The 21274-nt window shown below is 58.4% G+C and carries 12 protein-coding genes; 4 read left to right on the forward strand and 8 right to left on the reverse strand.

The features are described 5' to 3' along the window. The first annotated feature begins 62 nt into the window (after positions 1-62). Both CWI75_RS01545 and CWI75_RS01550 read left to right on the forward strand, forming a co-directional pair. Positions 63-1250: a fatty acid desaturase gene (locus CWI75_RS01545; RefSeq protein ID WP_101519697.1), complete on the forward strand. Its 1188-nt coding sequence runs from the start codon at positions 63-65 to the stop codon at positions 1248-1250. A 16-nt stretch (positions 1251-1266) separates the two neighbouring features. Beyond that, positions 1267-1752: a glutathione peroxidase gene (locus tag CWI75_RS01550; RefSeq protein WP_101519698.1), complete on the forward strand. Its 486-nt coding sequence runs from the start codon at positions 1267-1269 to the stop codon at positions 1750-1752. 10 nt (positions 1753-1762) lie between these two features. Here CWI75_RS01550 and CWI75_RS01555 read toward each other — a convergent pair whose 3' ends face one another. Beyond that, complete coding sequence (locus CWI75_RS01555) at positions 1763-3346, reverse strand: peptide chain release factor 3 (protein WP_101519699.1); 1584 nt, start codon at positions 3344-3346, stop codon at positions 1763-1765. Between the two features lie 285 nt (positions 3347-3631). On the opposite strand from CWI75_RS01555, the gene CWI75_RS01560 reads away from it, so the two are divergent. Further along, positions 3632-4690 (forward strand): efflux RND transporter periplasmic adaptor subunit, encoded by a 1059-nt coding sequence (locus tag CWI75_RS01560; protein WP_162299963.1) that lies wholly within the window; start codon positions 3632-3634, stop codon positions 4688-4690. Then, on the forward strand, positions 4690-7737 hold the full coding sequence (locus CWI75_RS01565) for an efflux RND transporter permease subunit (RefSeq protein WP_101519701.1): 3048 nt from the start codon (positions 4690-4692) through the stop codon (positions 7735-7737). The genes CWI75_RS01560 and CWI75_RS01565 overlap by 1 nt, the downstream gene beginning before the upstream one ends. Here the strand turns inward: CWI75_RS01565 and CWI75_RS01570 are convergent. From CWI75_RS01570 to malQ, 7 genes are read right to left on the reverse strand one after another with little or no spacing between them, the layout of a single operon-like run. Next, complete coding sequence (locus CWI75_RS01570) at positions 7707-9254, reverse strand: glycogen synthase (protein WP_206604605.1); 1548 nt, start codon at positions 9252-9254, stop codon at positions 7707-7709. The two genes, CWI75_RS01565 and CWI75_RS01570, sit on opposite strands and share 31 nt — an antisense overlap. Positions 9255-9279: 25 nt before the next feature. After that, positions 9280-10914, reverse strand: coding sequence for an alpha-D-glucose phosphate-specific phosphoglucomutase (locus CWI75_RS01575; protein WP_101519702.1), 1635 nt, complete (start codon positions 10912-10914; stop codon positions 9280-9282). A gap of 15 nt (positions 10915-10929) precedes the next feature. Further along, on the reverse strand, positions 10930-12198 hold the full coding sequence (gene glgC / locus CWI75_RS01580) for a glucose-1-phosphate adenylyltransferase (protein ID WP_101519703.1): 1269 nt from the start codon (positions 12196-12198) through the stop codon (positions 10930-10932). Between the two features lie 41 nt (positions 12199-12239). Next, positions 12240-14693: a glycogen/starch/alpha-glucan phosphorylase gene (locus CWI75_RS01585; protein WP_101519704.1), complete on the reverse strand. Its 2454-nt coding sequence runs from the start codon at positions 14691-14693 to the stop codon at positions 12240-12242. A gap of 21 nt (positions 14694-14714) precedes the next feature. Beyond that, on the reverse strand, positions 14715-16832 hold the full coding sequence (gene glgX, locus CWI75_RS01590; RefSeq protein ID WP_101519705.1) for a glycogen debranching protein GlgX: 2118 nt from the start codon (positions 16830-16832) through the stop codon (positions 14715-14717). Further along, on the reverse strand, positions 16829-19084 hold the full coding sequence (gene glgB / locus CWI75_RS01595; protein WP_101519706.1) for a 1,4-alpha-glucan branching protein GlgB: 2256 nt from the start codon (positions 19082-19084) through the stop codon (positions 16829-16831). The genes glgX and glgB overlap by 4 nt, the downstream gene beginning before the upstream one ends. Then, positions 19081-21144: a 4-alpha-glucanotransferase gene (gene malQ / locus CWI75_RS01600; RefSeq protein ID WP_101519707.1), complete on the reverse strand. Its 2064-nt coding sequence runs from the start codon at positions 21142-21144 to the stop codon at positions 19081-19083. The genes glgB and malQ overlap by 4 nt, the downstream gene beginning before the upstream one ends. Between the last annotated feature and the right edge of the window lie 130 nt (positions 21145-21274).

Genomic DNA, 21274 nt, shown 5'->3' on the forward strand with positions numbered 1-21274 from the left:
TTGATTCCCAAAACGCTACTATTACCCATTGATTCCATGAACGACCAGAGCCTTACCTGCTTATGACCAAACAATCTGTAAAGCCGCCCCTGATCACGGCAAACGTCGTGATTTTTGTCGGCTTCCCCCTGCTGGCCCTGATCCTGGTCCCCTTTTGGGGCCTGCACCGGGGCTACGACAGCTTTCAGTGGCTGTGGGCACTGGCTTTCCTGTACCTGAATGGCCTGTCAATCACCGGCGGCTATCACCGCCTCTGGGCTCATAAAGCCTACCAGGCACACCCGGCGTTGAAGTGGTTTTTTGCACTATGGGGTGCCGGCGCGCTGCAAAACAGCATCCTGATCTGGGCCTCGGATCATCGCCGCCATCACCGCCATGTAGACGACGACGATCAGGATCCCTATTCGGCAGGTCGAGGTCTCTGGTTCAGCCATATGGGCTGGATGCTGCGCAATTATCCCAGCGGCGACAACGACTTCAGCAATGCCCGCGACCTGCAGCGGGATAATGTGGTGATGTGGCAGCACAAACATTACGTGGCACTGACCACGACCATGAACCTGGGCCTGCCCCTGCTGTTGGGCATCTGGCACGGCGACATCATTGGCACGGTGTTGATCGTGGGGCTGTTGCGCCTGGTGGTAAATCACCATGTCACGTTCTTTATCAACTCCCTCGCGCACTTCTGGGGCAGCCGTCCCTACACCGAGAGCAACAGCGCCCGGGACAATGGTTTCCTCGCCTTCCTGACCTATGGCGAGGGCTACCATAATTACCACCATATTTTTCAGACCGACTACCGTAACGGTATCCGCTGGTGGCAGTGGGATCCCACCAAGTGGTTGATCGCGCTATGCGCAAAGCTCGGGCTGGCAAGCAACCTGACCCGGGTTCCCGACTTCAAGATCCAGCGTGCCATTGTCGACGCACAATTCACCCGGGCACGGCGCGAGCTTGATGAACGGGCCGGCAGCGAGACTCTCCGCGAAATGCTGGAGCGCGAGTACCAGCTGTTTACCGACTTCGTCAATCAGTGGCGCGGCTTGCAAACGGACCGCTACGAGCGCAAGGTAGCCGAACTGGAGGGTGTCCTGGAAATCCGGCGCCAGCAGATGCTCGACGGCTGGGAGCGGGCCGCCCTGCGCAGCAAGCTGCGAGAACTGGAATACTCACTGAAAAACCAGCGCAAGCGACTCGGCGTAATCCTGCAACAGCTGCAACTGCAGGTGCATGCGGAACCCGCCACCTGACAACGAGGATAAAGCCATGGCGACCACGGTATATGATTTCACCTGCCAGACCCCCGCGGGGAAAGAGCAGAGCCTGGACAAATACCGCGGCAAGGTACTGCTGGTGGTCAACACCGCATCAAAATGTGGCTTCACCCCCCAGTTTGCAGGCCTTGAAGGGTTGTATGAAAAATACCATGAGCGGGGTTTCGAAATCCTCGGCTTCCCCTGCAACCAGTTCGGCAAGCAGGATCCCGGGAATAACGATGAAATAATGGAATTCTGCCAGCTGAACTATGGGGTCAGTTTCCCGATGTTCGGCAAGGTCGAGGTCAATGGTGGCGGTGCTGACCCGCTATTCAAGTACCTGAAAAAAGAAGCACCGGGCACCTTGGGCTCCCAGGGTATCAAGTGGAACTTCACCAAGTTCCTGATCAACGGCGAGGGCGAAGTGGTCAAGCGCTATGCGCCAACCACCAAACCCGAGGACATCGCCGACGATATCGAGGCCCTGCTGGGCTGAACGCCCGTGATCAGTGCTCTCGCGTTGCCCGAAAATCGATGTCGGGCCAACGCTCCTCCATCAACGCCAGATTGACCCGACTGGGAGCCAGGTAAGTCAGGTAGCCGCCGCCGTCGATCGACAGCTGGTCTGCCGCCTTCTTGCGAAAATCCTCCAGCTTGCGGGCATCGCTGCAATACACCCAGCGTGCGGTGTACACGTTTACCGGTTCGTAAAGCGCTTCCACCTTGTACTCGTCCGCCAGCCTGTAAGACACCACGTCAAACTGCAACTGACCCACGGCACCGACAATCAGGTCACTGGAGTTCAGCGGTGAAAATACCTGGGTCGAACCCTCCTCGGACAACTGCTGCAGGCCTTTCTGCAACTGTTTGGACTTCATCGGGTCGCGCAGGCGAATACGGCGAAACAGTTCCGGCGCAAAATGCGGGATGCCACTGAACTGCAGGCGCTCACCGGTGGTAAAGGTATCGCCGATCTGGATAGTGCCGTGATTGTGCAGGCCGATGATGTCACCGGCAACCGCCTCTTCCACCAGTGTGCGCTCACCGGCCTTGAAGGTTACTGCGTCGGCAACCCGGACATCCTTGCCCAGTCGCGCGTGGAGCATTTTCATGCCCTTTTCGTATTGCCCGGAACATACCCGCATAAAGGCAATCCGGTCGCGATGGCGCGGATCCATATTGGCCTGGATCTTGAAAACGAAGCCACTGAAGCCCGGCTCATCGGCACTGACATGACGCTCCACGGCTTCCCTGCCCAGGGGTGCTGGTGCCCACTGTACAAAATCATCCAGCATTTCCCGCACACCAAAATTACTCAGCGCCGTGCCAAAAAACACCGGGCTCAGCTTGCCCGCCAGGAAAGCCTCGAGTTCAAACTGGTGGCTGGCCCCGCGTACCAGCTCTATCTCTTCCAGGAAGCTGTCATAATTTTCGCCCAGCAAAGCGCGGGCGGCATCGCTTGCCAGGCCATCAATACGCTTGTCATCCGGCAGCACGCTGCCCTGGCCGGGTGTGAACAGGTGAATGACATCGGTATACAGGTTGTAAACGCCCTTGAAATCCCTGCCCATATCGATCGGCCAATTGATGGGGGCCGCCTGGATCCCCAGCACCTCTTCGATTTCATCCAGCAGGTCAACGGGGTCGCGAATATCGCGGTCCATCTTGTTGATGAAGCTGAAGATGGGGGTATCGCGCAACCGGCATACATTCATCAGCTTGACCGTGCGGTCCTCCACCCCCTTGGCACCATCTATGACCATCAGTGCAGAGTCGACCGCGGTGAGGGTGCGATAGGTATCCTCGGAGAAGTCCTCGTGGCCCGGCGTGTCCAGCAGGTTGACGATGCGACCGCCGTAAGGGAACTGCATGACCGATGAGGTCACCGAGATACCCCGCTCCTGCTCCATCGTCATCCAGTCGGAGGTGGCGTGGGGCCCACGCTTGCCCTTGACACTGCCCGCCACCTGGATGGCGTTGCCCAGCAGCAAAAGCTTTTCAGTGATTGTGGTCTTGCCCGCATCGGGGTGGGAAATAATCGCAAAAGTCCGTCTACGGGAGACTTCATACGGGATGGAGAGATTTGACATCAGTTAAGGTCTTCTGGTTTGTGCGCGAACCCATGTGACAGTATCTTCTGTAAGGCGTTCACAGAACTGTCCGCTGGCAGGTCATGATTGGGCGCTATATTCGTTGATGTTGGCCTCATAAACAAGCGGGGCCGCTGACAGCCCCACCCTTCAACCGGGCAAGCCCCCGCCCCGCCGTTCCGGGCTTCCTGTCATATCACTTGTCATGTGGGCTAAATCCGCCCTGATCGCGTATACTTCGCACGCCAGAAAACGGCTCATTCCTTTCCTCAGCATATGGATACCATGAAAAAACTTTTAGTTGTGGCAGCTGCAGCGATCCTCGTCGGCGCTATTAGCTGGCCAAAAATTGCCCCGATGATGAAAGAGCCCGCTACTGCTTCGCCGCAGCAGCGCGGCGCGCCCGCCGTGCGCACCGCCCGGGTTGAACCGCAACCTTTTGAACATATCCTGGTCTTCAACGGCACCCTGGTGGCGGAGCAATCCATCAGCGTGCACAGCGAATTGCGGGGCAAGGTCGACAGCATCAATTTCACCGATGGCCAGCGCGTCACCGCGGGAGACCTGATCGTGACCATAGAATCGGGTGAACTGGCGGCGGAATTGCGTTCGCTGCAGGAGCAACTGAAACTGGCGATAACCAATGCCAGGCGCCTGACCAACCTGTTTGAGCAGGGCTCGGTTAACGCCAGTGCGCGGGATGACGCGGTAACCCAGCGCTCCGTGCTGGAAGCAGACGTCGAGCGCCTGCAGATACGCCTGGCCAAAACCAGGATCAGCGCGCCTTTCGCCGGCACCCTGGGCCTGCGCCATATCAGCATGGGAGACCTGGTCGAGCCGGATACGCTGATCACCACCCTGCAGACCATTACCTCCCTGAATGTTGATTTCAATGTGCCGGAACGTTACCGCTCCCTGATAGTGCCGGGCATGCCGCTGTCACTGCAAGTAGCAGGTCATGAAGAGCCCTTTAATGCCGTGGTTCGTGCGATTGACCCACAGGTAGACCTGGCGACGCGCACCCTGACCGTGCGAGCGCACGTGGAGAATCCCGACCGCACGCTGCTCCCCGGAAACTATGCACGGGTAGAGCTGGTAAGTCGCGCAGAGGAAGCATTCGTGATCCCGAGCGTCGCCGTAATGCAGAGCCTTGATGCAGTTTCGGTGTTCACTGTTGAGAATGGTGTTGCGGTACGCCGAACCGTCAAAACGGGTGGTCGTGACAGCAGCCACGTCGAAATTTTGCAGGGACTGAGCCGCGGTGCCGAAATCATCACCTCCGGGGTCCAGAGTGTGCGCGAGGGGCAACCGGTGACCATCATCAATGCGCCGGATGTCAGCTGATGCGTTTGCATGAATTGAGCATCCAGCGGCCGGTGCTGGCCACTGTCATGTCCATTGTTATTGTTGTTTTTGGCATTATCGGTATGCGTGAATTGGGGGTGCGGGAATTCCCGGCCGCCGAACGGCCCATTATTGCTGTGCAATCGGCGTATCCCGGTGCCAATGCCGCTGTGGTGGAAAGCCAGATTACCGAAAACCTGGAAGAGGAACTCAATACCGTATCCGGCATTCGCACCATGCGATCCATCAGCCGGGAAGGGCTGAGCACGGTCACCGTTGAATTTGACCTGGGCGATGACCTGGAGCGCGCCGCCAACGATATCCGCGATCGCGTGGGCTCGGCGATGCGACGCCTGCCCAGTGACGCCGAGGCACCCACCGTATCCAAGGCCGATGCGGACGGCGACCCCATCGTTTTCCTCAGCGTGCGCAGCGACCAGCGCAGCCTGCTCGAACTCAGTGCCCTGGCTGACAACCTGTTCAAGACACGCTTTGAAACAATCAGCGGCGTCGGCCAGGTGGATATCTGGGGCTACCGGGAATACGCCATGCGACTGTGGCTGGACCCGGATGCGATGGCGGCACACCAGGTCACCGCCATGGAGGTCCGCGAGGCTTTCAGGGCGGCCAACGTGGAACTTCCAACGGGGCGCATTGAAGGTGACAGCATCGACCTCAATATCCGCACGCTGGGGCGCCTGAACGACGATACCGAGCAGTTCGATAATCGCGTGATCAAGCGTGAGGGCGATAATGTCGTGCGTTTCCGCGATGTCGGCTTCGCTGAAATAGGGCCGCTGAACGAGCGCACCCTGCTGCGTCGCGATGGGATCACCATGGTGGGGGTGGTTCTGCGCCCACAAAGTGGCGCCAACGAAATTGCCATCACCAATGAGTTCTACCGCCGCCTGGAGATCATCAAACAGGATCTGCCCGACGATGTGGACGTGGCTATCGGCTTTGACGACAGCCAGTTTATCCGCGCCAGTATCAGGGAAGTGGTGCAGACCCTGTTCCTTGCGCTGCTGCTGGTCTGCGGCACCATTTTTGCCTTTCTCCGGGAATGGCGCACCGCCATCATTCCCATCATTACCATTCCCATTTCACTGATCGGCACCTTCTTCATTCTCTACCTGGCCGGATTTTCCATCAACATCCTGACGTTACTGGGCATGGTGCTGGCGATCGGGCTGGTCGTGGATGACGCCATTGTAGTGGTTGAGAACATTTATAAACGCATCGAGCGTGGCGATGCACCGAAAATCGCCGGGGCCGATGGCGTCAAGGAAATTTTCTTCGCGGTAATCGCTACCACCCTAGCCCTGACCGCGGTGTTCGCCCCACTGATCTTCCTCGGCGGCCTGACCGGGGTCTTGTTCCGTGAGTTTGGGGTGACACTGGCTGCCGCGGTGATCATTTCTTCCTTTATCGCGCTGACCCTGACTCCGATGCTGTGCGCAAAACTACTCAAAAACAGGCCCCAGGCGCCCGCGTTTCACCGCCGTACCGAACCGTTCTTCGTCGCACTGTCCGATAACTATCGCCGCTCGCTACAGGGGTTTTTGCGCCATAGCAGCTGGACACCGCTGATCCTCCTGGCCTGCCTGGGGGTGATCATAGCCATCTACACTACCTTGCCTGAAGAGCTGGCACCCCTTGAAGATCGCAGTATGCTGATAGTGCAGGCCAAAGGACCCGAGGGCGCCGGCTTTGACTACATGTACGACGCCATGGGCACTTACGGCGAAACGGTACAGGAAGCCGTGGGCGAGAGCGTGGAAGCCGTATTCACAGTCACTTCACCCGGCTTTGGCGCCTCAATGACCACCAACACCGGTTTTTCCCGGATAGTCCTCAAGAATCCGGATGAACGCGAGCAAAGCCAGACGGAAGTCGCAGCGGAACTCACCCGGGCGTTGGTTAAAACCCCTGAAATACAGACATTCGTGCGCCAGATACCTACCATTAATGTGGGTAGTTTCGGCCTGCCCGTACAGTTTGTGGTGCAGCATACCGACGTGGCAAAAATTCGCGAAATGATCCCACAGTTCATGGAGCGTGCCCGCGAGCACCCCGCACTGGGTTTTGTTGATGTAAACCTGGTATTCAATCAGCCGGAACTGGTGCTGGATATAGATCGCGAACGGGCAGACACCCTGGGGGTTAGCGTTCGGGAAATCAGTGATACTGTCCAGGCATCCTTCAGCGGCCAGCGCTATGGTTACTTTTTGCGCGACGGCGAGCAGTTCGAAATCATCGGACAGATGGACCGTGAAGGGCGCAATGCGCCGGGCGACCTGTCGCGTTTGCTGGTGCGCTCGGGAGATGGCAGCATGATCCCGATAGACAACCTCGTCAGTATTCGTGAACAGAGCACAGCGCCCGTGCTCTATCGCTTTAACCGATTCCCCGCGGCGACCTTTTCTGCCGCCCTGGCAGAGGGCGCGGCGCTGGCCGACGGTATTCAGGCGATGCGCGAAATTGCCGCGGAGGTGCTCGACGACACCTATGCCACTGAACTGGCCGGCGAGTCGCGTGAATTCGCGGACACAGGCAACAGCCTCGTGTTTGTATTCGGGCTTGCCCTGGTGCTGATTTATCTTGTGCTGGCGGCCCAGTTCGAAAGCTTCCGCGATCCGCTGTCAATCATGTTGACTGTGCCCATGGCGATTACCGGGGGGTTGATCACGCTCTGGTATTTCGGCCAGACCCTGAATATCTTCTCCCAGATAGGCCTGATAATGCTGATCGGCCTGGTGACCAAAAACGGCATCCTGATTGTGGAATTTGCCAACCAGCGCCGGGACAGTGGCCTCAGTATCGCGGAAGCGGTGGAGGAGGCAGCTGCAGCGCGTTTCCGGCCCATCCTCATGACCACCCTGTCTACGGTGCTGGGTACACTGCCTATCGCTTTGGCTTTGGGGGCCGGCTCCCAGAGCAGGGTACCCCTCGGGCTGGCGGTCATCGGCGGAATGTTGCTGGGTTCGTTCCTGTCGCTCTATATTGTGCCCGCGGCCTATCGCTTATTCGCCAACCCGGATCGGTAGAGCCGGTCATCATAGGCACGGGCGATATCCGCCCACTGGAAACGGGCCGCCGCTGCGCGCTCACATACATCCCGCCAGTGTTCGGGGTGCTGTGTCCGCAGGGTCAGCACCTCGGAGAAGCGCTGTAAAAAGCGAGCCGCCTGCTCCGGGGCATCGGCACCCCCAAAACTGAAGCCATTAACCCCGTCCTGCACCGTATCCGCAAGCCCTCCTACCGCGTGCACCAGGCAGGGCTGGGCACCGCGCATCGCCAGCATCTGGCTGATGCCACAAGGTTCAAAGGAGCTTGGCATCAGAAACAGGTCCCCGGTTACGTACAGGGATTCTGCAAACGATTCGGAAAAACCGCACAGGAAAATGAAATTGGTGGCCGTACCGGCAAGTTCGGCAAAAAACCGCTCGTATTGGTGATCACCGCTGCCCAGCATGATCAGCAATCCATCCTCGCCCAGGCGCTGTAGCAGATGCTCCATACAGCTGAGACCGTCCGCCATCGGTGTTTTCAGCAAACTGACTTTCTGGTCTGTCAGTCGGCCGACGGAAGTGACCAGTAACGACGGCCGCCTGCCGCTTTCCAGATAGTGCGCTATCTGCGCCAGGGTCCGGTCGGCGGTAACCGCGGTACCGGCGGCCTGCCATTTGTACAACTCGCGCCGGGCGGCAGCAAGTAGTGTCTCAAAATCGGTTGCGGCGCTGTCTCCGGGATATTCACAGCCGTTCAGGATACCTTCCAGCCGGCTCTCTGCCGCTGCCCGGCGCAGGTCGCCGGACAGGCCCTCTCCCTGGCTATCCGTCTGGATTTCAGCGGCATAGGTGGGCGACACGGTATGCACTTTATGGCACAGGTTGATGCCGGCGCGCATGGGGTTGAAACAATCCGGATAACGCGGGTCACCTATCAGCTCGTGGTCCCAGCCCAGGTATGGAAACCAGCTGGTAAGCGCCGAGTCGTCGCCAGCCACCGGGCGAATGCCCTGCAGAGCGAGATTGTGGATAGTATAAACCCTGTGAACCGACTGCAGGCTGGCCAGGGCCGGGTCAAAATGTATCAGCAGTGCCACCATTGCAGTGTGCCAGTCGTGTAAATGCAGGACATCCGGGCATGGCAGCTTATCCTGCACAAGAGCCTGGGCAACGGCCGCACAGAACAGGGCGAATTTGGAGGAATCCATGGCGAAGGGTTGCCCCGGGGGATCATCACAGTAGATTTTTCCAGGACCACAGGGCGCCAGCAGGGGATGCTCAAGTACACGGTAATTAACTCCCGGATGACGAGGGTCTGGCGGCAATGCCCACAATGTCACAGATTCGATACCACCGCGAAAGGGCACTTCAATGATCGCGGTTTGTACCGCGTCCTGGTAGCGGGAAAAATGCTGGTAACCCGGGGTCAGCACTGTCAAATCGTGGCCCAGCGGTACCAGCGCAGACGGTACGTCGCGAATCACATCGCCCATACCCCCCACCTTGCCACCGGGCAGGGCACCGTTTTCGGCGGCCACCATGAGAATCTTCATCGGCGGCCTTCAGTGTGTGCAGCCCTCATGTGATGACGTCCGGACCATCGCGACCCAGGTGACGGCTGATACCGGCGATGGTATCAGCCGCGGCAAGCAGAGAGGCGAGCGCTTTACCGGTATCAATGCCCAGCATGTCCGGATCGGGCTCATGGCTGTTGGCGTAGAGTCGCAGGGTGGCCCCGGAAGTGCCGGTACCGGAAAGCCGGAGCACTATTCGCTCTCCGTTGCCAAACTGCAGGCGTAACCCCTGGCTGTGACTGACACTGCCGTCGACCGGATCGGTATAACTGAAATCATCGGCGGCAACAATGGTGTGGCCGTGGCTGGAACGTCCCGGCAGGGACGGCAGTTGCTGCCGCAATTCATCCATCAGCGCCTCTGCCTGCTGCGCGGGCACTTCCTCATAGTCGTGTCGGGTAAAGTAATCACGACCAAACCGCTGCCAGTGTTCCCGGACAATCGTGTCGGCAGACTGGTTCAACTCGGCTACAAGGTTCAGCCAGAACAATACGGCCCACAGGCCATCCTTTTCGCGCACATGACTGGAGCCTGTACCAAAACTCTCTTCTCCACACAGGGTTATTTTATCGGCGTCCATGAGATTGCCAAAAAATTTCCAGCCGGTGGGAGTTTCATAACAGGGAATATCCAGCGCCGCGGCGACCCGGTCGACCGCGGGGCTGGTGGGCATTGAACGTGCAACCCCGGCCAGTCCGTTACGGTAACCCGGTACCCGGTGAGCATTCGCGGTAAGGACCGCCAGTGAGTCGCAGGGATTGATGAACAGGCTGCTACCCAGCACCATGTTGCGGTCACCGTCACCATCCGAGGCGGCACCGAAATCAGGTGGCTTGTCGCCCCGCATCCGCCTGACCAGCTCGGTCGCATGGACGAGATTGGGATCCGGATGACCACCGCCAAAGTCCTCCAGTGGCACGCCATTAATTACCGTACCCGGTTGGGCGCCAAGGCGTCGCTCCAGAATCTCAACGGCATAGGGACCGGTGACTGCGTGCATTGCATCAAAGCACAGGGTGAAGCCACCCTGTTGCAGCAGGTGCTCAATTTTCGGGAAATCAAAGAGTGATTCCATCAACTCTGCGTAATCGGCAACGGGGTCAATTATCTCAACCGTGGCGTCGCCAACGGTGTGCTCACCCGGACTGTCCAGGTTGATATCCGGGCTATCGGTGATCAGGTAGTGATCAATCACCACGCTGGCCTGGCATATCGCCGCACTGACAGCTTCGCTGGCCGGGCCGCCATTGGCACCATTGAACTTGATTCCAAAATCGCCGTCCGGGCCACCGGGGTTGTGGCTTGCGGACAGGATGATTCCACCATCGGCGCCATATTTACGAATCAGGCAGGATGCCGCTGGCGTCGACAGCAGCCCTCCCTGCCCTATCAATAAACGACGGAAGCCATTGGCCAGGGCCATACGCACGATGACCTGCACCGCTTCACGGTTGTGATAGCGGCCGTCACCACCGATCACCAGTACCCGGCCCCCGCACTCGCCCATGGCATTGAAAATCGACTGCACAAAATTTTCCAGGTAGTGCTCGCCGATAAATTCCTGAACTTTTTTTCGCAGGCCCGAGGTACCGGGCTTTTGCCCCCGAATAGGCTGCGAACTGACTTTCATAACTGACATCGCGTATCCCTGCTATCAAGCGAAACCTTCTCGTTGTCCCAGCATACCCCGGGTGACCAGCACCAGGTTACTCTCTGTAACCCGCAGGCCATTGGCACGATCCTGCGCCGGATCAAACCCGATCACCATTCCCTCGGGAATGACACAGCCTCGATCGACTATGGCATTGCGCATTTTAACACCCCGTTTGATCTCCACCTCCGGCAGGATCACCGAGTTGGTGATTTTGGAATAGGAGTGAACGCGCACATTGGAGAAAAGAACGGATTCGACAACCTCGCTACCGGACACGATGCAGCCGCCAGAAATCATTGAGTCGACCGCCATACCGCGACGCCCCTCCTCATTGAATGAGAACTTGGCGGGGGGCAGCTGTTCCTGGTAAGTCCACAGGGGCCAGCCCTTGCCGTAGATATCCAGGGCCGGCGATATGCCGATCAACTCCATGTTGGCGAGCCAGAACGAGTCCAGGGTGCCGACGTCGCGCCAATAGGCCCGACCACCGGTGACCGGGTCGCGAAACGGATAGGCATGTACAGGATACTGCTCCATCAGGGCGGGGATAATGTCCGTACCAAAATCATGGGTCGAATTCGGGTTGGCTGCATCCTTTATCAGGCAGTCAAACAGAAACTCGGTGTTAAATACATAGTTCCCCATGGAGGCAAGGGTGTAGCCGGGCTTGCCGGGTATTTCGGCGGGATGCGCGGGTTTTTCCTGGAAGCCGGTAATCCGGTAACGACTGTCTACCTGCAACACCCCGAACGCACCGGCCGCCTCGGCGACACTTTCTTCCAGGCAACAGACTGTCATTTCGGCACCGGATTCCACATGGCTTACCAGCATCGGTCCGTAGTCCATCTTGTACACATGATCCCCCGAAAGAATCATCACATACCTGGGCATTTCCGCGCGGATAATATCCAGGTTCTGGTAAATCGCATCGGCGGTGCCCTTATACCAGTCTTCGGAGAAGCGCTGTGAAGCGGGCAGGATTTCAACATACTCTCCCAGCTCCTTCTTGAAATGGCTCCAGCCGCGCACCAGGTGGCGTACCAGGGAGTGGGCCTTGTACTGGGTCAGGACACCGATACGCCGGATACCGGAATTCACGCAATTGGATAGAGGAAAATCAATTACCCGGTATTTGCCGCCGAAATACAGTGCCGGTTTGGCACGCCAACTGGTCAGCTCGTGTAATCGCGAACCGCGCCCACCGGCCAGTACCAGGGCGAACGTATCGCGGGTGAGCCTGCTAACATAACGCGGGTTCTGGTCTTCCATGGCTGTGCTCCCGAAAGTCTATGGCGGTGGGCCCCGCTGGGCTAATCCCTGCGTTTGTCGGCGTACCAGATGTCATCGCGGTACTCGCTGATAGTACGATCACTGGAAAAACGACCGCTGCAGGCAGTGTTGAGAATACTCATCCGCGCCCACACGGCTCGATCGGTAAAGCGGTCATCGACCCGCTGCTGGGCGTCTACATAACTGCGAAAATCCGCCGCCGTCATCCACGGGTCACCCGGGTTGCGTATGGCCGCGATTAAAGGCGCAAAAATTCCCGACTCCAACAGGTTGAAGTGGCCACTCTCAAGCAGCTGCATGACCTGCGCCAAACCCTGGTCAACAGCGATAATGCCCTCTGGATCGTAATGCTGACGCCGGGTCTCAATCTCTTCCGCGGTAAGCCCGAACAGGAAAAAATTGTCTTCCCCTACTGCCTCGCGAATTTCGATATTGGCGCCGTCCAGGGTGCCGATGGTAACCGCGCCGTTCATCATGAACTTCATATTGCCGGTACCGGAGGCTTCCTTGCCCGCGGTGGAAATCTGTTCGGAGAGGTCGGTACCCGGGCAAATCACCTCCATTGTGGTCACGCTGTAGTCCGGTACAAACACCACTCGCAGCCAGTCACGCAGACGCGGATCCCGATTGATGACCGTGGCCACATTGTTGATCAGCTTGATGATCAGCTTGGCCATGGCGTAACCGGGCGCCGCCTTGCCACCGAAAAGAACACAGCGCGGATGCAGCCCCGCGGTATCGTTGTGTAGCAGACGACTGTAAAGGAGTATGACATGCAGCACATTGAGTAGCTGTCGCTTGTATTCGTGTATCCGCTTTACCTGTACGTCAAAGATCATCCCGGTGCTGAAACCGACGCCGCAGCTGGTCTCCACCAGTCGGGCCAGGGCGGCTTTATTGGCCTGTTTGATGTCCATGAAGCGCTCGGCAAAAGCGGCGTCATCGGCATAGTCGACCAGACCCTGCAGCTGGTCCATGTTCGTTACCCACTGCCGGCCTATGGTCTCGTCCAGCAGTGCACTGAGGCGCGGATTGCAATGCGCCAGCCAGCGTCGGGGGGTTACCCCGTTGGTCTTGTTATTGAATTTGCCGGGCGTCAACTCATAAAAATCACGGAATAGCCCCCGGGTAAGCAGGCGGGTGTGCAGCGCGGCTACGCCATTGACTGAATGGCTACCCACAATGCCCAGGTAGGCCATGCGAATCCGCGGTTCATCACCTTCCTCAATAATGGACATGCGGGCCTGGCGATCCTGATCCCCCGGCCACTTGTCGGCTACCCGCGAGAGGAAGCGCGCATTGATTTCGTGGATGATTTCCAGCAGCCGCGGCAGCATATCGCCAAACAGGTTCACCGACCACTTCTCCAGGGCTTCCGGCAGCAGGGTATGGTTGGTGTAGGCCATGGTCGAGGTAGTAATCACCCAGGCCTCGTTCCAGCCGACCCGGTATTCGTCCATCAGCAGGCGCATGAGCTCTGCGATAGCCACAGTGGGATGGGTATCGTTAAGCTGAAAACCGTTGCGAGCGGCAAAATTACTGAAGTCGTGGCCGGCTGTAGCCACCCAGTTTGCGAGCACATCCTGCAAGCTCGCAGAGGCCAGGAAATACTGCTGGCGCAAGCGCAGGCTCTTCCCCTGTTCGCTGGCATCATTGGGGTACAGTACCATGGTGATCTGCTCTGCCTGGTTCTTCGCCGCGACCGCATCGGTGTAACTGCCGGCGTTGAATTCGGTGAGATCAAATTCGTCCGTGGCTTGCGATGCCCACAGGCGCAGGGTATTCACGGTACCATTGCGATAGCCAGGTATGGGGATGTCGTAGGGGACCGCCAGCACGTCCTGGGTATCCACCCAGCGCTGACGAATATCGCCGTTACCATCGCGGTAAGATTCGGAATAACCAAAAAACCGGATCCGCCGGGTGGCCTCAGGGCATTCAATTTCCCAGGGATTGCCATGTCGTAACCAACGGTCGGGCAGCTCGACCTGATAGCCATTTTCAATACGCTGGTGAAACATGCCGTACTGGTAGCGAAGCCCATAGCCGGTGACCGGCAGCTGCAGCGTAGCGCAGCTGTCCAGGAAACACGCCGCCAGGCGTCCCAGGCCACCATTACCCAATCCGGCATCAAGCTCTTCCTGTTCCACCGCCTCCAGATCGCAGGCCCAGGACTGCAGTGCCTTGCGTACCGGCAGCTCAAGGTCAAGATTGAGCAGGGCATTATTCAATGTGCGCCCCATGAGAAACTCCAGTGACAGGTAATTGATACTTCTGCACTCTTTCTGCTGATAAGTGTCACGGGTGTCACGCCACTGCGCCACCAGTCGGTCCCTGACCGTGAGCGCCAGCGCGTGGTACAGGTAGAAATGTGAGCCATCATTATCGTCACGCCCGAGCGTAAGACTGTAATGACGCAGTAAATCTTCATCCAGGGTGGTCGCTTCCAGGGCGCGGGCGAGGTCTTCATTCATGGATACAATTACTCCGGATAATCATGGCGAGGCAGTCATCGCGCGCTCTGCCGCCTCGTGGCTACTGGTGAGAACTTTCAGGGAACAGGCCATCAGTTCAACGCTCTCTTGTGCGGGAAATTCGGTAACAGCGTCGGCAGAGGGGTCAGCGGTATCGACAATCAGATACCAGTGATCCGACACGGACCGCGGCAGGATAAACTGCCGGTCCTCCATGGCAGCGTTAAGAATTACCAGCAGGCAACGCAGCTCTTTGCTGTCAGTGGAGAGATTCTCGGTGAGGAGATAGCCCAGCAGCTGTAGCTCTTCGTCATGCCAGTGCTCTTCCTGCATCAGCCCACCCTCCGCATGCAGCCACTGGATGCTGTCATCACTGAAGTCACTGGGGAGATGCCGGTATTCAAATGCCTGCAATACCGGGAACCGCCGGCGCAGCGCCAGTAGTTTCCGGGTAAAGGCTTCCAGCTCTGTCGACTCGCTGCTGGTATCGGTCCAGTTCAGCCAGTTGATTTCGTTATCCTGGCAGTAGGCGTTGTTATTGCCCTCCTTGGTGCGCCCGCGTTCGTCCCCCGCCAACAGCATGGGTACGCCCTGGGACACCGCCAGCGTCGCCAGGAAATTACGTTGTTGCCGCCACCGCAGCGCCTCCAGCTCCGGGTCATCGCTGGGGCCCTCTACACCGTAGTTATTGCTGAGATTCTCAGGATGGCCATCGTTATTATCCTCGCCGTTGGCCTCATTGTGGCGCTCGTTGTAGCTGACCAGGTCACGCAGGGTAAAGCCGTCGTGACTGGTGATGAAGTTGATACTGGCCCGGGGGCGCCTGCAGGCGCGCTCAAACAGATCCCCCGAGCCATGCAGCCGCCGCGCCAGTTCAGGCAACTGGCCATTATCGCCACGCCAGAAGCGTCGTACAGTATCCCGATAACGGTCGTTCCACTCGCTCCAGCCGCCGGGAAAATGGCCCAACTGATACCCGTGTGCGCCGATATCCCAGGGCTCGGCTATCAGTTTGCAGGAAGACAGCAGCGGGTCCTGGGACAGCACCTGGAAAAAAGTGGCCTCGGTACTGAACCCGCGCTGGCCGCGCCCCAGCACGGTTGCCAGGTCAAAGCGAAAACCGTCAACACCCATGGCGCCGGCCCAATAGCGCAGACTGTCGGTAACCAGCTGTAACACCCGCGGATGGCGAATATCCAGGGTATTGCCGCAACCACTGTCATTAACGTAGAAGCGCCGGTCTTTTGGGTCCAGCCGGTAATACGAGAAGTTGTCCAGACCCCGAAAACTCAGTGTCGGACCCAAATGATTACCTTCACAGCTGTGGTTGAACACCACATCCAGGATCACCTCCAGGCCGGCCTCGTGGAAGCGGTCCACCATCTGCCTGAACCCGGCAGCGTCGCTATTGCCAAGATAGGCCTGGTGCGGCGAGAAAAACGACAGCGTATTGTAACCCCAGTAATTGGTCAGGCCTTTTTCCAGGAGATGTGCCTCGTCGATAAAAGCATGCACCGGCATCAACTCGACACTGGTAATGCCAAGCGCCTTCAGGTAATCGATCACCTGGGGCTGGGACAAGCCGGCAAAGGTGCCGCGCTGGTCTTCCGGCACATCCGGGTGACACATGGTAAAGCCCCGCACGTGAGTTTCATAAACAACGGTTTGCCGCCACGGCACCAGCGGAGTCCTGGCATTGTTGGACCATTCTATACGTTCGCCCACCACGGCCTTGGGCATCCATTCGGCGTTATCCCGTGTGTCGAATGCCAGATCCAGGCCGGACGCATCAGGTGGATAGGCCAGGTGGGCCTCATTCCAGCTGAACTGCCCGGCCAGCTGGCGGGCGTATGGGTCCAGCAGCAGTTTATGGGGATTAAAGCGGTGCCCTTCGCCAGGCTCAAAAAGACCGTGAACCCGGTAGCCATAACAACAGCCCGGATGAACGTCCGGGACGTAGCCGTGCCAGACATCACCGGTACGCTCGGGCAACATCTCCCGCCCTGTTTCCTGTTTGCCTGCCGAGTCATACAAACACAGCTCCACTGCCGTCCCATGGGCGGAAAAGAGCGCAAAATTGGTACCGTCTCCGTCGTGGGTCGCCCCCAGGGGATAAGGGTCACCGGCCAGGATTTTCATTGCTTACTCCCGTTGGAATGATCGCTGTCATCTACGCCGTCGAACGCCAGCATCACAGTGGCCAGCGGAGGGACGGTTACTATGACCGAGCAGGGCTGCCCGTCACACGGTTCCGCGAGGGCTTCAACACCGCCCATATTGCCCTGGCCACTGCCCCAGTATTCGGCAGCATCCGTGTTCAGGCATTCGCGATACCAACCGACCTCGGGTACGCCCACCCGGTAATTGTGGTGTACCTCGGGGGTCATATTGGCAACAACCAGCAGGTGTTGCCGCTTATCCAGGGCAAAGCGCAGCCACCCATATACCGAGATCTGACTGCGGTCGTGCTGTACCCACTTGAAACCGGCGGGTTCATAATCATTTTCGTACAGGGCAGGCGTGTCGCAGTACAGCCGGTTCAGATCGCGAACCAGCCGCGCAACACCGTTGTGGGAGGCATGTTGCAACAGGAACCAGTCGAGTTCACGATCGTGATTCCACTCCCGGCGCTGGGCGAACTCATCGCCCATGAACAGCAGCTTTTTACCGGGATGACCCCACATGAAACCCAGATAGGCGCGCAGATTGGCAAACTGTTGCCAATCATCTCCCGGCATCTTGCTCACCAGTGCCCCCTTGCCGTGTACCACCTCATCGTGACTGAGACAGAGAATGAAATTCTCATCCCAGGCATACACCAGACTGAAGGTCAGTTCATTATGGTGATAGGGTCGATAGATGGGATCACGGGCCATATAGGAAAGCGAGTCGTTCATCCAGCCCATGTTCCACTTGAAGTCAAACCCCAGCCCCCCGGTAGCAACCGGGCGTGAAACCCCGGGCCAGGCGGTGGATTCCTCGGCTACCATCATTACCCCCGGATAATGGGCGTGTACCCGCTCATTGACCTGTTTGATAAGGTTGATCGCCTCGAGATTCTCGCGGCCACCATGTACGTTGGGCAGCCAGGCGCCGGGCTGTCGGCTGTAATCCAGGTACAGCATCGAGGCGACCGCATCCACCCGCAATCCATCGATGTGATATTCCTCCAGCCAGTAAATGGCGTTACTCAGCAGAAAACTGACCACCTCGCTGCGCCCATAGTTATAGATCAGGGTGTCCCAGTCGGGATGCAGCCCCTTGCGAGGGTCCTCGTGTTCATAAAGGGCAGAGCCATCAAAACGCCCCAGGCCATGGGGGTCATTGGGAAAATGCCCGGGCACCCAGTCCAACAGAACACCGATCTGGTGTTGATGACAACGATCAATAAAAGCGCGGAATTCATCCGGCGTGCCAAAGCGGATTGTGGGAGCAAACAGACCTACCGGCTGGTAGCCCCAGGAGCCATCAAAGGGGTACTCGCTCACCGGCATCAACTGAATGTGGGTAAAGCCCTGTTCAACAACGTAGGGAATCAGCTCGTCGGCGAGTTCCGTGTAGCTGAGATAGCGATTGTTCTCGCTGCGCCGCCGCCAGGACCCTGCGTGCACTTCGTATATGGATACCGGATGCTGGTGCTGCGCCTCCCGCGCGGCCATCCAGTCGTCATCCGACCAGCAGTAACTGCCTTCGTGCAACAGTACCCGGCTGGCGGTTTCAGGGGGATGCTGCATGGATCGGGCATAGGGATCTGCCTTTAGCGGCAACACGGCACCATTGGCGGCCAGGATTTCATATTTGTACAGGGTCTGATCGGTAACCGCGGGGATGAAAATTTCCCACACTCCCGAGGCCGGGTGTTTGCGCAGCACATGCTGGCGCCCATCCCAGCCATTGAAATCGGCCACCACCGATACCCGCAGGGCCGCGGGAGCCCAGACGGTAAACAGGACACCTTCAATACCTTCGAGCACGCGAGGATGGGCACCCAGATGACGGTAGGCAAACTCCTCGGTACCTTCACAAAAATAGTAGAAATCGTGGTCCGACACTGCTGGTGGAAAACTGTAAGGGTCCTCGACCATCACATCGCCGGTCGCCGTTGTGACCAGCCAGTAATAATCAAAATGGTGCTGCCGGCTGGGAATGCTCGCCTCAAACAACCCCTCCGCGTGAACGCGCTGCAGCCGGGTTATCTTGCGGTTATCTTCGCGACTGACCAGCGCCACACTCTGTGCCCAGGGTAGTAATGCGCGCGCCACCAGCCCCGCACCGGCCTGTTGATTGTGCAGGCCGAGTACCGCAAAACAGTTGGCATGGCGCCCGGTTACAAGCGCTTCGATTTCACCCTGATGCAGGGTGGGTTGGTAGCGAGTGTCATTTACCTTCACTGTCTTCGTTCCTTATCGACGGCACTCAAAAGCGCCTGTATTGAGGTATCGGCAAACAGCCGGGCAGACTCCATGACCTGCTTACGACGCCAGTTGGGATATTCCCGAGAGGTGCCGGGGATATTTACCGGTTCGACAAGCAATTGCAGGTCTTCCAGCTGCAGTAGCAGCAGGTGTGCCCGACTGCGGGCGCAACACTGATGAATAGCATGACAAAGCGCCATGTCAAATGTCGGCCCCACATCAGGCGGCAGCAATCCGGCGTCCGCCAGCCAATACTGTAGCTGCTCACGGTCGACCTGCCTTTGCTGTTGTTGCTGCGCCAGGAGTGCGGCATCTGCCGTCAAACCGAGGTCATAACGACGCTGCAGGTCACTGCCCTGCCACCAGTCAGCCAGGGTGGGTACATCGTGATTGGTAACCATCAGCAATACATCGGCAGGTTGCTCGGCAGGTGCGCGGAAGCGCCCATCCGGGTGTTGTTCAAAATAAAACAACCGGTTGCCCAACATCCCGCCCTCACCCATCGTAATCCGGAACGCTTCCGGCACCACACCCATATCCTCGCCGATCACGACACACTCGTTACGCCAACTCTCCAGTCGCAACAGCGCCAGCAAGTCATCCCAGGGGTAATAGACATAGAGCCCGGCCGGGTCTTCGGTATCGTGCAGGCACCACCACAGGCGCATCAGGCCCATCACGTGATCAATACGCAGCGCGCCGCTGGAGGCCATGTTATGTCGCAACAGGTCAGTGAAAAACCGAAACCCCTGGTCCCGTAATCGCTGAGGGTGCGGCACCGGCAAACCCCAATCCTGGCCATTGGGCGCAAAGGGATCCGGGGGCGCACCAATGCTCGCCTGGGTGAGATACAGAGTTTGGGACTGCTGCACTTCACAGCCCTGACCCACCGCGCCGACGGCGAGATCCTGCATCAGCCCCAGGCGCATACCCACCTCATCCGCCCGTTGCTGGCAGCGGGCCAGCTGCTCCGCGGCCAGCCACTGCAGCCAGGCAAAGAAACCGGTGTTCTGGCGGTACCGCCAGGCCCAGATATTGTAACTGGCCTCATAGTGAGCAAACCCCTCAAGGGTTTCACCGCCGTTAGCCCGGAACTCCCGGAAAGCTTTTCCCCTTGCGGTGTCTTGCGCCAGCTGCTGGTGACAAAAGGCACTATAGAGCAACTCAAAGGCAGCGTATTTGAGGATGTTAACTCCCTCATAATCCACCAGCGGCGCGGCCTGCAGCTGGTCACGCTGTTGCTGCCAGGCGGCGGTTACCAATTGCGGTGCAATCAGTTGCCACTCCGGCTCCTGCTCCGGGTCAATATACAATGGATTGAGAAAGCGGCGGTCCGATGGGCTATAGGGGCTGGCGGCATCATCGCTGGCGCTGCAGGGAGCGTGCAGTGGATTCAATCCCACCAGGTCGGCGCCGGCCGCAGCCGCCAGCGCCAGCAATTCCATCAGGTCGGTAAAATCACCCACTCCCCAGTTACGCGCCGAACGCAGGGTATAGAGTTGGCAGCTGACACCCCACATGCGCGATCCCGACTCGGTATCGCCGCCATAAAACCGCTCGGGACAAGCTATCACTGTAGCCGTTTCCTGCCGCTGGCAATCCACGACATGCAGAGTGTGGTAACCGGGCGGCAGGGCGGGAAACGGCAATTGGCGGGCGCTATAGCGCTCACCATCGGCCAGGTAATCACCTACTTCGGGCAACTCTGCCGGCAGACACTGGCCATTCATCGTTGCCCCGGTTTCAAGCTGCAACTCCCAGGCCAGGAGAGCCGATAGCTGCGCGGCTGTGCAGTTCAGGGTCACCAGTGGCGCTGCGATGGATACCACATAAGCCGGCTGCAACCAGTGTCGCCAGGGCTCCGCCGCCAGACGATCAGTGGCCGCTGCAACCGCATCGGGATCCTCCGTCTCGTAGCCCATTATTTTCAGTGCACGCAGACGGTGCTCCCACGGCACCTGGCGCCGCTCACCACCATAATCAAGGTAATCACCCGGAATGCCGCACAGAGATAAGAGTCTTTCCATTTCAGTCATGGCGGGTTCCGTAGCCACATCAAATCCATACCTGTACCCATCTCACCGGGAATGTAAGGTTCAACTTAGCATAGTAGAAAGTCAGCCCATGGGCAGGTTTTGGGGGCAATACATTTTTCATCACGCTGCT

The sequence above is a fragment of the Kineobactrum sediminis genome (assembly GCF_002868715.1).
Lineage (GTDB): Bacteria > Pseudomonadota > Gammaproteobacteria > Pseudomonadales > Halieaceae > Kineobactrum > Kineobactrum sediminis.